Origin of the sequence: Xanthobacter sp. SG618 (assembly GCF_012932745.1) — a bacterium.
Lineage (GTDB): Bacteria > Pseudomonadota > Alphaproteobacteria > Rhizobiales > Xanthobacteraceae > Xanthobacter > Xanthobacter flavus.
The window spans coordinates 167,363-180,777 of the sequence record NZ_JABBHL010000010.1; the positions used below are offsets into that span (position 1 = coordinate 167,363).

At 70.1% G+C, this 13,415-nt stretch carries 9 protein-coding genes; 3 read left to right on the forward strand and 6 right to left on the reverse strand.

Features of this window, described 5'->3' with window-relative positions; all coding sequences use genetic code 11:
- Window positions 1–88 precede the first annotated feature (88 nt).
- Window positions 89–736: an invasion associated locus B family protein gene (locus tag FHT36_RS24630; RefSeq protein WP_169124717.1), complete on the forward strand. Its 648-nt coding sequence runs from the start codon at window positions 89–91 to the stop codon at window positions 734–736.
- A gap of 286 nt (window positions 737–1,022) precedes the next feature.
- On the forward strand, window positions 1,023–2,570 hold the full coding sequence (locus tag FHT36_RS22620) for an adenosine deaminase (RefSeq protein WP_169124719.1): 1,548 nt from the start codon (window positions 1,023–1,025) through the stop codon (window positions 2,568–2,570).
- 10 nt (window positions 2,571–2,580) lie between these two features.
- Here the strand turns inward: FHT36_RS22620 and bchE are convergent, their stop codons facing one another.
- Window positions 2,581–4,104 carry a magnesium-protoporphyrin IX monomethyl ester anaerobic oxidative cyclase gene (gene bchE, locus FHT36_RS22625; RefSeq protein WP_169124720.1) on the reverse strand — a complete coding sequence of 508 codons (1,524 nt, stop codon included), beginning with the start codon at window positions 4,102–4,104 and terminating at the stop codon, window positions 2,581–2,583.
- 124 nt (window positions 4,105–4,228) lie between these two features.
- Here bchE and FHT36_RS22630 point away from each other — a divergent pair, with 124 nt between their 5' ends.
- Window positions 4,229–5,305, forward strand: a complete 1,077-nt coding sequence (locus tag FHT36_RS22630; RefSeq protein ID WP_169124721.1) for an SAM-dependent methyltransferase — start codon at window positions 4,229–4,231, stop codon at window positions 5,303–5,305.
- 10 nt (window positions 5,306–5,315) lie between these two features.
- Here the strand turns inward: FHT36_RS22630 and FHT36_RS22635 are convergent, their stop codons facing one another.
- The 5 genes from FHT36_RS22635 to FHT36_RS22655 all read right to left on the reverse strand — a co-directional run bounded on the left by FHT36_RS22635 (window position 5,316) and on the right by FHT36_RS22655 (window position 13,291).
- Entirely contained in the window at window positions 5,316–8,030 is a 2,715-nt protein-coding gene (locus FHT36_RS22635; RefSeq protein WP_169124722.1) for an EAL domain-containing protein, read from the reverse strand.
- Between the two features lie 72 nt (window positions 8,031–8,102).
- Entirely contained in the window at window positions 8,103–9,143 is a 1,041-nt protein-coding gene (locus tag FHT36_RS22640; RefSeq protein ID WP_246702384.1) for a TRAP transporter substrate-binding protein, read from the reverse strand.
- 214 nt (window positions 9,144–9,357) lie between these two features.
- On the reverse strand, window positions 9,358–9,864 hold the full coding sequence (locus FHT36_RS22645; protein WP_169124725.1) for a peptide deformylase: 507 nt from the start codon (window positions 9,862–9,864) through the stop codon (window positions 9,358–9,360).
- A 201-nt stretch (window positions 9,865–10,065) separates the two neighbouring features.
- Entirely contained in the window at window positions 10,066–11,430 is a 1,365-nt protein-coding gene (gene clcA, locus FHT36_RS22650; protein ID WP_348644549.1) for a H(+)/Cl(-) exchange transporter ClcA, read from the reverse strand.
- Between the two features lie 118 nt (window positions 11,431–11,548).
- Window positions 11,549–13,291, reverse strand: a complete 1,743-nt coding sequence (locus tag FHT36_RS22655) for an ABC transporter ATP-binding protein/permease (protein ID WP_246702385.1) — start codon at window positions 13,289–13,291, stop codon at window positions 11,549–11,551.
- Window positions 13,292–13,415 lie beyond the last annotated feature (124 nt).

Genomic DNA, 13,415 nt, shown 5'->3' on the forward strand with positions numbered 1-13,415 from the left:
TTCCTCGGGTTTCTTCATTCGCGTCATCTGATACGGCCCTTTCGTCACCGCCCTTCTGTCCCCGGGTCCTTGTCCACGGAGGCGTCTCGTGATCCTTCCCCGTCCGTTCCGCTCCACCTCCTTCCGCGCCAGCCCGTTCCTGGCCATCGCCGCGCTACTCGCGGCGACGCCGTTCGCCGTGCTGTTCTCCGAGGATACGGGCGCCGTCACCGTGGCGCAGACCCAGCAGGCGCCCGCCCAGAACCGCACCGCCCAGAGCCAGCCGGCCGCGCCCGCCGCGCCCGCCGGCCCGGTGAAGACGGAGACCCAGTCGTTCGACAATTGGGTGCTCACCTGCCAGGAGCTGCCGCCGGCGGCCGGCGCCAAGACTGGCAAGAAGACCTGCTTCGGCGTCCTGCGCATCACCGACAATCAGTCGAAGCGCGTGGTCGTGGTGTGGAAGATCGGCCGCGACGGCAAGGACGTGCCGACCATCGCCATCACCACCCCCACCGGTGTGCTGGTGCGCGACGGCGTGGACCTCGTGCTCGGCCAGAACACCCGCAAGCTCGCCTACCAGTGGTGCAACGGCACCGAGTGCGAGGCGAGCATTGCCTACGACGCGGCGCTCGCGAAGGAGCTGTCCGCGGCCAAGGAGGCCACCATCGCCTTCCGCCTGCAGGACGGCCGGCAGGTGAACGTGAAGGTGGGCGTCACCGGCGTGGACAAGGTGCTGGCCGGGCTGGCCAAGAGCTGAGGTTCGGCCGGGCTCCTGCCGCCCCCGCATTCCGCGCGCATCCGCACCCGCGTCATCCCCCGGCGCGTCCGGGGGATCCACCACGCCGCGCGTCCGCGACCTCGGGCTCGACACCCGTCTGGCGGAGGGGGGGATCGCCCACTCACGGCGGCGATGACGGCGTCGGTTCGTGTGAGGCGCGCCCGAGGCGGTCGATGACCGTTCCCGGTCCGTTTCCCGGATTCCGTGAATCGGAGAAACCCTCTACCCTCCCGCTCGAGTTGAGACCCGCGCCCCGGAGGCCCAGTTGCGTCGCCGTATCCTGATCGCCGCGTTCGTCCTGATCGCGGCTTTTGTCGCCATCCGGGCCGCCGTCGTCGCCAGCCATCTGCCCGAGGCGCTCACCGCCGCGCATTTCGAGGCGCTGCGGCCGGAGCCCAACCGCCAGCGCGCCTTCCTGCACCGCATGCCCAAGGGCGGTGACCTGCACACCCACCTTTCCGGCGCTGTCTATGCCGAGCGGCTGATCGCCTGGGCCATCAAGGATGGCCTGTGCCTCGATCCCGTGGCCATGAACATCCTCTCCCCGCCCGCCGATGCGAGCGCGGAGAAGCCGTGCAGTGCCGATCCGAAGATCGTCCCCATCGCCGACGCGGTGGCCGGCTGGCGCGGCCAGACCACCTTCGACCTCTTGGTGGACGCCCTCTCCTTGCGCTGGTTCCTGCCCACCCCGGCGGTGCCCTCGGGCCACGACCAGTTCTTCGCCTCCTTCTCCAAGTTCAACCCCGCCGCCGGCGGCCCGGACTGGACGCGCACCATGGAGCGCACCGCCGAGATGACGGTGGACCAGCTGCGCCAGTACCGCGCGGACAACGTGCAATATGCCGAGCTGATGGTGACGCTGCTCGAGGGCGAGGACCGCCGCCGCCTCGGCCAGGCCATCGGCACCGAGCGCGATCCCAAGGCCATGCTGGCGGCGCTGGAGGCGGCCGGCATGGCCGAGGTGGTCCGCCGCCGGGTGGAGGACATCAAGGCCCTCGTCGCCCGGGTGGAGGCGCTGCGCGGCTGCGCGGCGGACGCCACCCGACCCGGCTGCGGGGTGGATTTCCGCTATATCGCGCAGGTGAACCGCAACGGCGCGCCGGCCGAGGTGTTCGCCCAGACGGCGGTTTCGGCGGCGCTGGTGCGGGCGATGCCGGACATCGTGGCCGGCTTCAACTATGTCGGCCCGGAGGATTACCGCACGGCCCGGCAGGATTACCGCACCCACATGCAGTGGATCGGCTTCCTCGCCGGCAAGGACGTGCCGGTGGCGCTCCATGCGGGCGAATTGTGGCTCGGGCTGGTGCCGCCGTCCGATCTCGACTTCCACATCCGCGATGCGGTGGAGACGGCGGGCGCGCGCCGCATCGGCCACGGCACCGCCATCGGCTTCGAGCGCGACATGGACGGGCTGCTGGCGGAGCTGAAGGCGCGCGGCGTCGCCATCGAGATCGCGCTCACCTCGTCCGACGTGATCCTCGGCGTGCGCGACCGCCGCCACCCCATCCGCACCTATCTTTCCGCCGGCGTGCCGGTGACGCTCGCCACCGACGATGCGGGCGTCTCGCGCATCGACCTCACCAACGAATATGTGCGCGCCGCGCAGGACCACGGCCTCGGCTATCGCCGGCTGAAGGGTTTCGCGCACACCGCCATCGAAAAGGCCTTCCTGTCGCCGCCGGAAAAGGCCCGCCAGCAATCCCGCCTCGATGCCGCCTTCACCGCCTTCGAGCGCGAGGTCTCCGACGCCCTCCCCCTCGGCACCCGCATCGCCGCCTTCTTCCGCGCGCTGGTGGGCGTGCAGGGGCGTTGAAGGCGGGGCCTCAGGCGGGCTCGTGCGCTTCCGCCGGCCTGCGGGGCAAAGGCGCCATCGCATATTCCTCCCGGTCCTGCGGCGGCCCCCACATATCCGCGACCGTCGCTCCGGTGTCGCGCGGGGGACGGCGCAGGAAGCCGAGGATTTCGTGCGGCCACACCCGCCGTCCGATCTGCGCATACCAGCGCATGGCATGGCGCAGGCGCGCGTCGCGCTCCAGATAGGTGCGCCGGAGCGCCTTCGGCCGCAGCTGCAGCACCGCCTCGGTGAACTTGACCCAGGCGAGCGTGCGCCACGCCGGCATGTGGCGCGTGGCGAGCACCTGGTGCTTGTAGTCCCAGCGCTGGCGATCGGCCTCGATCACCCGCCGGCTGGCGGCGAGCTGGTAGTAGGGCGTCCAACGATGCGGCGTCACGTACAGCATCTGGATCTGGTCCGGATCGTGGGCGAGAAGGCGCCGGAGGCCGCGCCAGTGGTCGCGGTCGGTCTCCTCCTCGAAGCCCACCACCCAGGTGGCCATCGAGAGGATGGAATGGCGGCGCAGCAGGCGGATCGCCTCCCGGTCGGTATCGACGCCGCCGCCCTTGCGGATGAGGGCGAGTGTGGCCGCATCCGTATTCTCCAGCCCGAGCAGGAAGCGCACCCAGCCGGCCTTGCGGTAGAGGTGAAGGATATCCGCATCACGCACGATGTCGTCGGCGCGGGTGGAGCCGACGAGGATGAGGTCCACATCCTCCGCGATCAGCGCCTCCAGAAACGTGCGCCAGGCCTTGCGCGACGAGGTGGGGTTCTCGTCGGCGAAGTTGATGACCCGGACGCCCTGCTCGCGGTGGAGCCGCGCCAGTTCCTTGGCGAACAGCACGGGATCGCGGTGGCGCCAACGGCTCCAGAAGCCGCGCTGGCCGCAATAGGTGCAGGGATGTGGGCAGCCGCGCGAGAACTGCACCACCACGGCCCGGAGGCCGCCCCAGTAGGAATAGCGGGCGTGATCGATCAGCTCCCAGCCGACGCGGTAGGCATCGAGATTCGGGATCATCGGCGCGGGCGGGGTGGCGTGCGGGCCGGTGGCGTCGTGAAAGGCGATGCCGGGGATGTTGGCGAGCGGCGTGCCGGATGCCAGGGCCGTCATGAGGCGCCGGGCGGTCTCCTCGCCTTCGCCCCGGACGATGGCCGTCACATGGGGTTCGGTGGCGAGGATGTCGCGCCAGTGATAGGTGGGGAACACCCCGCCATAGACGATGAAGGCTTCGGGCAGCGCCTGCGCGATGCCGGCCGCCGCAGCCGCGATCACTGGATGGCCGGAGGTGGAGCCGGAATGGCCGAACAGCACCGCATCCGGCTGGAAGGCCGCCGCCGCCGCGACGAGTTCGGCCACCGTCATGGGCTTCAGCTCGCCGTCCACGAGACGCACCGCGTGCCCGTCATCGATGAGCGGCCCGCCGATGGCGAGGAGGCCCAGCGGCGGCAGATGATCGTCGGGGATGCGGCTGCCGATGGAGGGGTGCGGCACGTTGATGAGCAGGATGCGCACGGGACCTTGCTTCCTCCGCCCCGGGATGGCCGTGGCCCGTGTCGCCGCGGCCTGCCTTCCGATGGGTCAATGCTTACCGCGTCGCCCTCGGATGTGCCATCCTCCGCCGGAGGGGAGATCCAGGATGGCCGGGGATGACGAGCGGGCTGCGGGCCCGGCGCCCATGCAGGGGGGCGGGTTCTACAATGACCATGCCCAGCATCAGGCGAAGGGCGGCGCCCATGGGCTGCCGCTGATCGACCGGGCGTTCGAGGGGATGGGGCTGCACGGCCCCGTCACGCTGGCCGACTATGGCAGCGCCACCGGGCGCAATTCGCTGGCGCCCATGGGGCTCGCGCTCGGCCATGTGCGCCGCCAGCTGGGGCCGGACGTGCCGGTGAGCGTCGTCCACACCGACCAGCCGGGCAATGATTTCTCCGGCCTGTTCCAGCTGCTGCGGGACGATCCCGAAAGCTATCTCCGCCGCGACGGCCGGGCCTTCGCGTCCGCCGTGGGGCGCACCTTCCATGAGCAGGTGCTGCCGGATGCCAGCGTGGATTTCGGCTGGTGCTCGTTCGCCGCCCACTGGATGAGCCATGCGCCGGTGATGCCGGCCGGCCATGTGTGGCCGCGGCAGACGGCACCGGAGGTGCGGGCCGCCTTCGCCGCGCAGGCGGCGGCGGACTGGCGGGCTTTCCTCGCCGCCCGTGGGCGGGAGCTGAAGCCGGGCGGCGCCCTCGTGGTGGTGCAGCCGAGCCTGCCGGAGGCGGAGCCCACCACCTTCCCCGTGCTGATGGCCTGGGTGGAGGCGGAGCTGGACGCACTGTCGCTCGGCGGCATCCTCACGCCCGACGAGCGCGGGCGCATGACCATCCTCGTGTTCGAGCGCACCGCCGCCGACGCCCGCATCCCGTTCGCCGACGGCACCTTCGCGGGGCTGACGCTGGTGGCCGAGGAGGCGCGGGAGATGCCGGACCCGTTCTGGCCGGCCTATGGGTTGGATGGCGATGCGGCGGCGCTGGCGGACAAGCATCTCGGCTTCTTCCGCGCGCCGTTCCTGCCCTCGCTGCTGGCGGCGCTCGATCCCGGGCGCGATGCCGGCTTCCGCGAGGCGTTCACCGTGCGGCTGATGGAGGCGCTGGGCCGGCGCATGCGCGCGGCGCCGCAGCCGCTGCTCTCCCCCATGGTGATCCTCACCACTCTGTATCGGAAGGCGGGGTAGGGGCGCGCTGTCAGGCCAGCGGGGAAAAGCGCTGCGCCAGTGCCACCGGCACGCCGGCACCGGCGCGGGCGAGCGCCGCGGCCTCGGCGATGGGGAGGGGCCGGCCGAGCAGGAAGCCCTGCGCCTCGGCGCAGGAGGTGCGGGCGAGCAGCGCCCACTGTTCCTCGGTCTCGATGCCCTCGGCGACGGTGGCGATGCCGAGCCGGCCGGTGAGCACGGTGACGGCCTCGATGATGGCGGCGCTGGCGGAGCCCTCGGTGGCGTCCAGCACGAAGGAGCGGTCGATCTTGATCTTGTCGATGGGCAGCAGGCGCAGCCGGCTGAGGCTGGAATAGCCGGTGCCGAAATCGTCGAGGACGATCCTCACTCCCAAGTCCCGCAGGCGCTGGAGCACGGCGAGGCTGGTCTGCTCGCTCTCGAACAGGGCGGTCTCGGTGATCTCGCATTCGAGCCGCGCGGGCGGCAGGCCGCTGTCGCGCAGAGCCGCCTCCACCGTGCCGATGATGTCGCCGAAGGCGAGCTGCACCGGCGAGAGATTCACCGCCACCTTCAGATCGCCGGGGAGCGCGGCGATGTCGGCCACAGCCTGCCGCATGGCGAAGGCACCGATCTCCACGATGCTGCGGGAATCCTCGGTCAGCGGCACGAAGATGGAGGGGTCGACGAGGCCGCGGCGCGGGTGGTTCCAGCGCAGCAGCGCCTCGAACCCGGTGATCGCGCCCGTCACCACCGAGAAGATCGGCTGGTAGGCCAGCTCGAACTGGTCCTGCGCCAGCGCCTGCCGGAGGTCCTGCTCCATCTCCAGCCGGGCGCGCAGATGGACGTCCATCTCCGGCTCGAACACGCACAGGGTGCCGCGGCCCCACGCCTTGGCGCGGTAGAGGGCGAGGTCGGCCTGCTTCAGCAGGGTGTCGGCGTCGGTCCACGCCGCCTCGGCCACGGCGATGCCGACGCTGACGCTGACGGAGATGGTGTGGCCGAGGGCCGAATAGGGCTCCCCGAGCAGGGCGATGATGCGCCCGGCCAGCTCGGTGGCCGCCTCCGGCTGCTGCGGCCCGATGCTGATGATGGCGAACTCGTCGCCGCTGAGGCGCGCCACCGCGCCGGGGGCCTGGACGCAATTGGTGAGGCGGGCGGCCACCGTCCGCAGCAGGGCGTCGCCGACGGGATGGCCGAGGGTGTCGTTGACGTCCTTGAAGCGATCGAGGTCGAGATAGAGCAGGGCCATTTTCTCGCCCAGCTCGGCGGCCTGGTGGAGCGACTTGCCGATGCGCTCGCGGAACACCACCCGGTTGGGCAGGCCGGTGAGGTCGTCGTGGTGGGCGAGGAAGCGGATGCGCCCCTCGCGCTCGATCAGCACCATGTTCTGGCGCTGCGCCTCGGCGGCGGCCTCGGTGGCCCGCAGGTTGGCCTCGGCCAGCTCCGCCTGCACCGCCTTGAGCGCGGTGATGTCGGTGCGGATCGCGACCACGCCGCCGTCCGCGGTGCGCCGGTCGGTCATCAGCACCCAGCGCCCGGTGGACATTTGTCGCTCGACGGGACTGTTTTCGGGACGATGCCAGCGCTCCCGTTCCGCGACGGCCTCTTCAGTCACCGGGCCGGGCAACGGAAGTTGTTGCGCATGGGTGCTCGCCCGCATGATGTCCTGGAAGCGCGCACCCGGGATGAGAAAAGGCGCGGTGATGGCGAACATCTCGCGATAGCGCTGGTTGCAGGCGACGAGCCGGTCGTCGCCGTCCCACAGGGCGAAGCCATCGGACATGGCCTCTACCGCATTGGCGAGCACGGCCGTGGCGCGGGCCCGCTCGGAATCCACCTTCTCGCGCTGGCGCAGGGCGATGAGCAGGGCGCCGGCGAAGGCGGCCACGAGCGTGCCGCCCAGAGCGGCAGCTGCGGCCAGGCGATCGCGGAAGCGCCGCCACGGCGCGAGGGCATCGGCCAGATCGGTGGTCAAGATCACGCGCAGGTCGCCGGGCAAGGAGGACCGGACCACGGCGAGTTCCGGCTCGCCTTTGTCGTTGGCGGCGACGAAGGCCTTGCCGTCGGGCGGCCGGGTTCCCAGCGCACCGTGCCGCCACTCGCCGATGGCCAGCTCGTCATGGGGCAGTGAGGCCACCAACTGGCCGGTTGGCCGTTCGATGCGGATGCGCGTTCCCGGGGCGAGGCCGGTCTCCGCCAGGATCTTCATGAGGGACAGGACCGGCACGTCGGCGACGGCGACCACACCGCCCCAGCCGGGGACGGCCCGCACGGCATAGAGCGACCAGTCGCCGTTCACCGGGCTCTCCACCGGCCCGACCATGGAGGCGGGCTGGATGCTGGTGGGCTGGGTGGCCACGGGCAGCGTGCGCAGCGCGCCACGCGGCCGGGCCGACGCGAGGATGGCGCCGTCCGGGGCGACCAGCATCATGTCGCGATAGGCGATGGTCTGCAGGTTGAATCCGCGCAGCAGCTCGTTGGCGGCGGGCGAGGAGGCCGTGACCCCGGCGGCGGCGAACATCGGCCGGATGGCGGCGAGGGCACCGTGGATCTGCAGCAGCTGACGGTTCAGCGCGTTTTCCACGCCCTGGGCGGAGCGCTGGAGTTCCGCCTCGGCGGCGTGCCGCGTCGTGACAAGGCTGCGATGGGCGAGCAGCAGGGTCCCGACAGCCAGAAGGCCCAAGATCACGATGGTCCCGGCAATGACGGAGAGCTTGAGGCGGTGCCAGATCATCGTCGGCGTCATTCGCCAGGCTCGAGGGCGCCGCGGGTAGTCCTGATGGATACCCTTCCATCCGAACTGAGCGGCCGACTGCGATCACTCGGCCTTTGCAGTCGCATCATGCAGCTTCGCAAGATAGGCATTCCATGCATCGGCGCAAGCCGCGCCACACCGCTGGATCCAGCGCGGCAGGATGGTCCCGGAGATAAGGTTGAGGCGGCGGGCGGCGTCGGCCTCGGATTGTGGCACCACCGCCAGCCGATGGGTCATCTGCCGGCCGCAGGCGATGGCGCCGGTGTTGCAGTCGAGCCCCCGGGCGGTGTCCGCCTGGGCCTGCTGCCAGATGCGGCTTTCCAGATCGCCGAGGCTGCTTCGGATCTGCTCCCGCACGTCCGTCGGCAGGGCCTGCCAGGCATTGACGTTGGCGCCGAAGAAGGAGAGCCCCCAGCTGATCGCCATGCTGTGGACATGGGTGGTGACGTCGCCGAGGCCGATCTCATAGCCGCTGAGGGTGCCGGTGATGGCGCAATCCACCACGCCCTGCCGCACGGCATCCACCACATCCGCGAACGGCACCACGACGGGAATGGCCCCCAGCGCCTTCATGAGGTCGGACTGGGCCACCGAGGAGGTGCGGACCCGGCGGCCGGCGATGTCATCGAGGCCGCGGAAGGCGGAGCGACAGAAGAGCACCTGCGCCGGATAGGCATAGATGGCCAGCAGCTCGATATCCCACCGGTCGCGCAGGATGTTGATGAGATGCACGCGGAAGGCGGTGACCGTCTTCTTCAGGGTCGCCATGTCCGGGTTGAGGATGGGCAGGTCGACGGCGTTGAGCTCCGGCTCCTCCGCCGAGACCACGGAGAGGAGGCCGGTGCCGAACGGCACCACGCCCAGCTGCATCAGCTGCAGCATCTCCTGCCCGCGCAAGCCGCCGCTGTCGTTGGGGATGATGGTGGCGACCACCCTCCCGCCGGTGCGCTCGGTGATCTCGCGTTCCCAGAACGGCTGTTCCAGCCGGGTGAACTGGGTGACGCCGCCGAGCCCGCCCACCACCTGCAGCCGGATGGGCTCATCCTTGGCGCGTGCGGGAGAGGTCAGGCACAGTGCCGTGAGGAGCAAAGCGAGGGCGGGCAAGAGCTGCCGCAGGCATGCCTGCGGCGTCCCGATTCGCCCGTGAACCGCCTTTCGCCCGCGTCGCGCCCGCATCTTCCGGCCCCGCCTTCAGGCCAGCCGCCCGCCCCGAACCGCAACGCCGGGGAGGGATATTCCTGTGAGAGTGAGCGCATGGGCGGGGGATGTGCAAGCACAAGCTTGGCCGAGGAGGCCGCTTTCCGCATGGCCGGAGTCATCAGCCCGCGTCGGAACGTTGCGCCTTCTCGTATTTGCGGATGACCCGCTCCCGCTTCAGCCGTGACAGGCGTTGCAGCCAGAAGATGCCGTCGAGCTGGTCGCACTCGTGCTGATGGCAGATGGCGCGCAGTCCCTCGGCCTCCTCCTCCTGAAAGGCGCCGGCAAGATCCTGGTAGCGCATCCGCACGCGCGCCTGACGCTCCACCTCCTCGATGGCGCCGGGCATGGAGACGCTGCCCTCGGCATGGCGGATCGTCTCGGGGGAGGACCACACGATCTCGGGATTGATGTAGGTGCGCGGCCCTTCCTCTGGGGAAAGCTCCAGCACCACCACCCGCGCGAGCACCCCCACATGGGGCGCCGTGATGCCGATGCCCGGCGCGGCGCGCATGGTGTCGAGGAGGTCGGCGGCGAGCGTCGCGAGCGCCGCGTCGAACGCCGTCACCGGCGCCGCCGGCTGCCGCAGCCGCTGGTCGGGGAACTTCACGATCTGCCGCACCGCCATGGGCGTCCTCCGTGTCGCATCCCGATGCCTCCCGCCCCGATGTGGAGCGGGGACCAGAGGCGAGCCTAGGGATGTAATTTGATACCGTTCGGTGGGGGCGGCGTGAGGGTGTCGATTTTGGACTGGGCACGACCTGAACCGGTGCCGAGTCCCGCCGATACCCCCGGTGCTACCCCCACCTGAACCTGCCGATATCGGCCTCTATTGCGGCCGCCGCTCCCGCTCGTCCCAGCCGCCGATGACATCCTGTTCCGGCTCCGGCGGGCGGGGCATTCCGGCGAGGCGCAGGGTGCGGTCGAGCAGCACCTCGTAGATCGGCTTGCCGCCGAGTCCTTCTGCCACAAGGTTTGCGGTGACGCAGGTGAGGATGGTCGGCAGCAGGAGATCGTAGGCCCCGGTCAGCTCCGCCACCAGCACCATGCCCACCAGCGGCGCCCGCACCGTGGCCGAGAACAGCCCGCCCATCGCCGCGATCCCGCAAGCCGCAAGCATCTGGGGCGGAAGGGAAAAAAGGCTCCCGAGCAAGGTCGCGAACAAGACGCCCACAGCCGTCGCCAGCGCCAGGATGGGCGCGAAGATACCGCCGGGAATCCCCGTGGAATAGCTCGCCATGGTCATGGCGAACCGGATCAGGACGATCCCCGCCAAAGTGAGCGCCGGCAATCCCATGCCCGGCAGCGACACCGCCAGCATCTCCCCCCCGAACGTCGCCTCCGGCCGCAGCACCAGAAGCGGCCCCACCGCCGCGCCGACCACCACCGGCAGGACATAGGGCGAGACCTTCAAAGCCAGTCCCCGTGCGGCATCCAGCGAGAAGACCAGCGCCGCGTTGAAGGCGATCCCGACCACCCCGAGCACCCCTCCGAGCCCGATGAATGCTGGCAAGAAGTGCAGGGGAACGGCGGCCACATCCATCTGCATGTCCGGCTCGGTGCCGCCGATGACCTGGGCCACGATGGCGCTCGCCGCCGAGCAGATGATGACTGCGCTATAGGTCCGCAGCCCATAGGGAAACTGCCGCCGCGTCTCCTCGATGACGAACAGGATGGCCGCCAGCGGCGCGTTGAACGCCGCCGCCAGACCCGCCGCGGCACCAGCCGCCAGCAGGCCCCGACTGTCGCGGGTGCTCAGGCCGGCGGCATCGGAAATGGCCTTGGCGATGGAGGCGCCCATGTGGATCGTCGGGCCTTCCCGGCCCGCCACCAGCCCCGATCCGAGGGCCAGCACGCCGCCGACGAACTTCACCGGCAGCACCCGCTTCCAGCGCACCTCGCGCAGGCCCTCCAGTGCGCCCTCGATCTCCTGCACGCCGGAGCCCGCCGCCTCGGGCGCGAAGCGCCGCACCAGAAAGACCGCAAGCGCCACCATCAGCGCGGCGCCGACCGAGAGCGCGGCATAGAGCTCCGGACCCTGGAAATGCTCACGCAGCAGCAGCGGCCACTCGCCGGCCTTGACCGTCGCCCAGTGGAAGCCGGCGCCGACGCCGCCCCCGATGAAGCCCACCAGCGCGGCGAGGGCGTAATAGACGATGTCACGGGGCTTCTGGGCGGGCTCGGCGGATGTCACGCGGGACCTCGGGGCGGGGCAGCTGGGCAGCCTGATGCACTGCAACACCAGACTTAGCTGACGCGCGCGGTGAGGGGCAAGGACCGACCGTCTCGCCCCGTCCCGCGCCCGCCTGCCCTCACACCGCCTTGAGCGCCGGCGGCGCGGCCGGCCCCAGCATTCGCGGCGTCTCCTCGCCATGGAGATGCAGCACCCGGTCATGCAGGTCGACGAGGGTGTTGCGGTGGCCGATGGAGATGAAGGTGCTCTCCGGCAGACGCTCCCGCAGCAGGCGGTAGAGCGCCGCTTCGGTCGCCTCGTCGACGGCGGAGGTGGCCTCGTCCAGCAGCAGCACCTCGGGCGCTTCCAGCAGCGCGCGGGCGATGGAGATGCGCTGCTGCTCACCCAGCGAGAGCTCGTGCGGCCACAGGGCTTCCGCATCCAACCGCCCGGCGAGGTCTGAGAGCCCGACGGCGGTCAAGGCTTCGGCGATCTGGTCCCGCGGCACATCGGCGACGGGGCGGGGATAGGCGAGGGCGACATCCAGCCGCCCGGCCGGGACATAGGGCTTCTGCGGCAGCACCATGAGGCGATGCTCCGCGTGCCGATGCACGGAGCCCGTCGAATAGGGCCAGATACCCGCGATGGCGCGCAGCAGCGTGGTCTTGCCGGCGCCGGAAGGGCCGGTGATGAGCACGCATTCCCCGTGCGCGATATGGAGTTCGTCGGTGGCGATGAGCGGCGCGCCGCCCGGCAGGCGCACATCAAGCCCGCGCAGCGCCAGGGCCTTGGTGGCGGGAAGGGAGGCGAGGCTCTCGGTGGGACGGCTCGCCTGCGCCGCCGCAATGGCCTTCTCGAACCCGGTAAGCCGCTGCACGATCGAAGTCCATTCCGCCAGCGTCACATAGCTGGAGATGAAGAAGGAGAACGAGCCCTGTACCGAGGAGAAGGCGCTCGCCGTCTGCATCAGCTGGCCGAGCTGGATCTGGCCGGAGAAATAGGCCGGCGCCACCACCACGTAGGGGAAGATGGTTGAGATCTGGTTGTAGCCGGCGGTGAACCAGGTGAGGCGCTTCTGCGCCTTCATCAGCTCGACGAAATTGCCGAAGATGTGGGAGAACCGCCCCTCGAGCTTGCGCTCTTCGGCCTGCGCGCCATCCAGGAGGGCGATCTGCTCGCCATTCTCGCGCACCCGCACGAGATCGACGCGGAAGTTCGCCTCATAGCGCTGCTGCTCGAAATTGAGCTTCACCAGTGGGCGGCCGATGAAATGGGCGAGGAGCGTTCCGCCCGCGGCATAGATCAGCGCCGCCCAGAACAGGTAGCCCGGCACGTTCAGCTCCCGCCCGAACAGGTTCAGCGGCAGTGAGCCGGACAGATTCCACAAGATGACGGAGAAGGAGACGAGGGACACCACGGTGCCAAGCAGGCCGACGCCCACGGAGATGGTCCGGCTGATGAAGGATTGCACATCCTCGGCGATGCGCTGGTCGGGATTGTCAGCCTCATCGCCGCCGAGCCGCAGCCGGTAGTGCACGTCGTCACCCAGCCACGCGGCGAGATAGCGCCGGGTGAGCCAGCGCCGCCAGCGGACCTCCAGCCATTGCTTCAGGTAGATCTGGTAGACTGCCACCACGATGGCGCCTGCGGCGATGGCGCAGAAGATCAGGATCTGCGTCTTGAACGCGGCGAAGTCCTTCTCCTGTATGGCGTTGTAGAACGCGACATTCCACTCGTTCAGCATCACCGTGGCGAATACCCAGGCGAGCTCCAGAGCGATCACCGCGGCGAGGAGGCCGATGGCGATCCAGCGTTCCTCGCTCTTGAAATACGGCACGGCGAGGCGGCGGATGTCGCCGAGTAGGGATAGAAGGGGGCGCAAGGCCGGGCTCTCCGGAAGGGGCTTCGCGGCAAGCATTGAACCTCCGCGCATGGCTGAACCATGGCCGCAGGATGAAGGATTGGAAAGGTGCCGGTGGGGCAGGGGGAGGCGGGGTTACAGACAG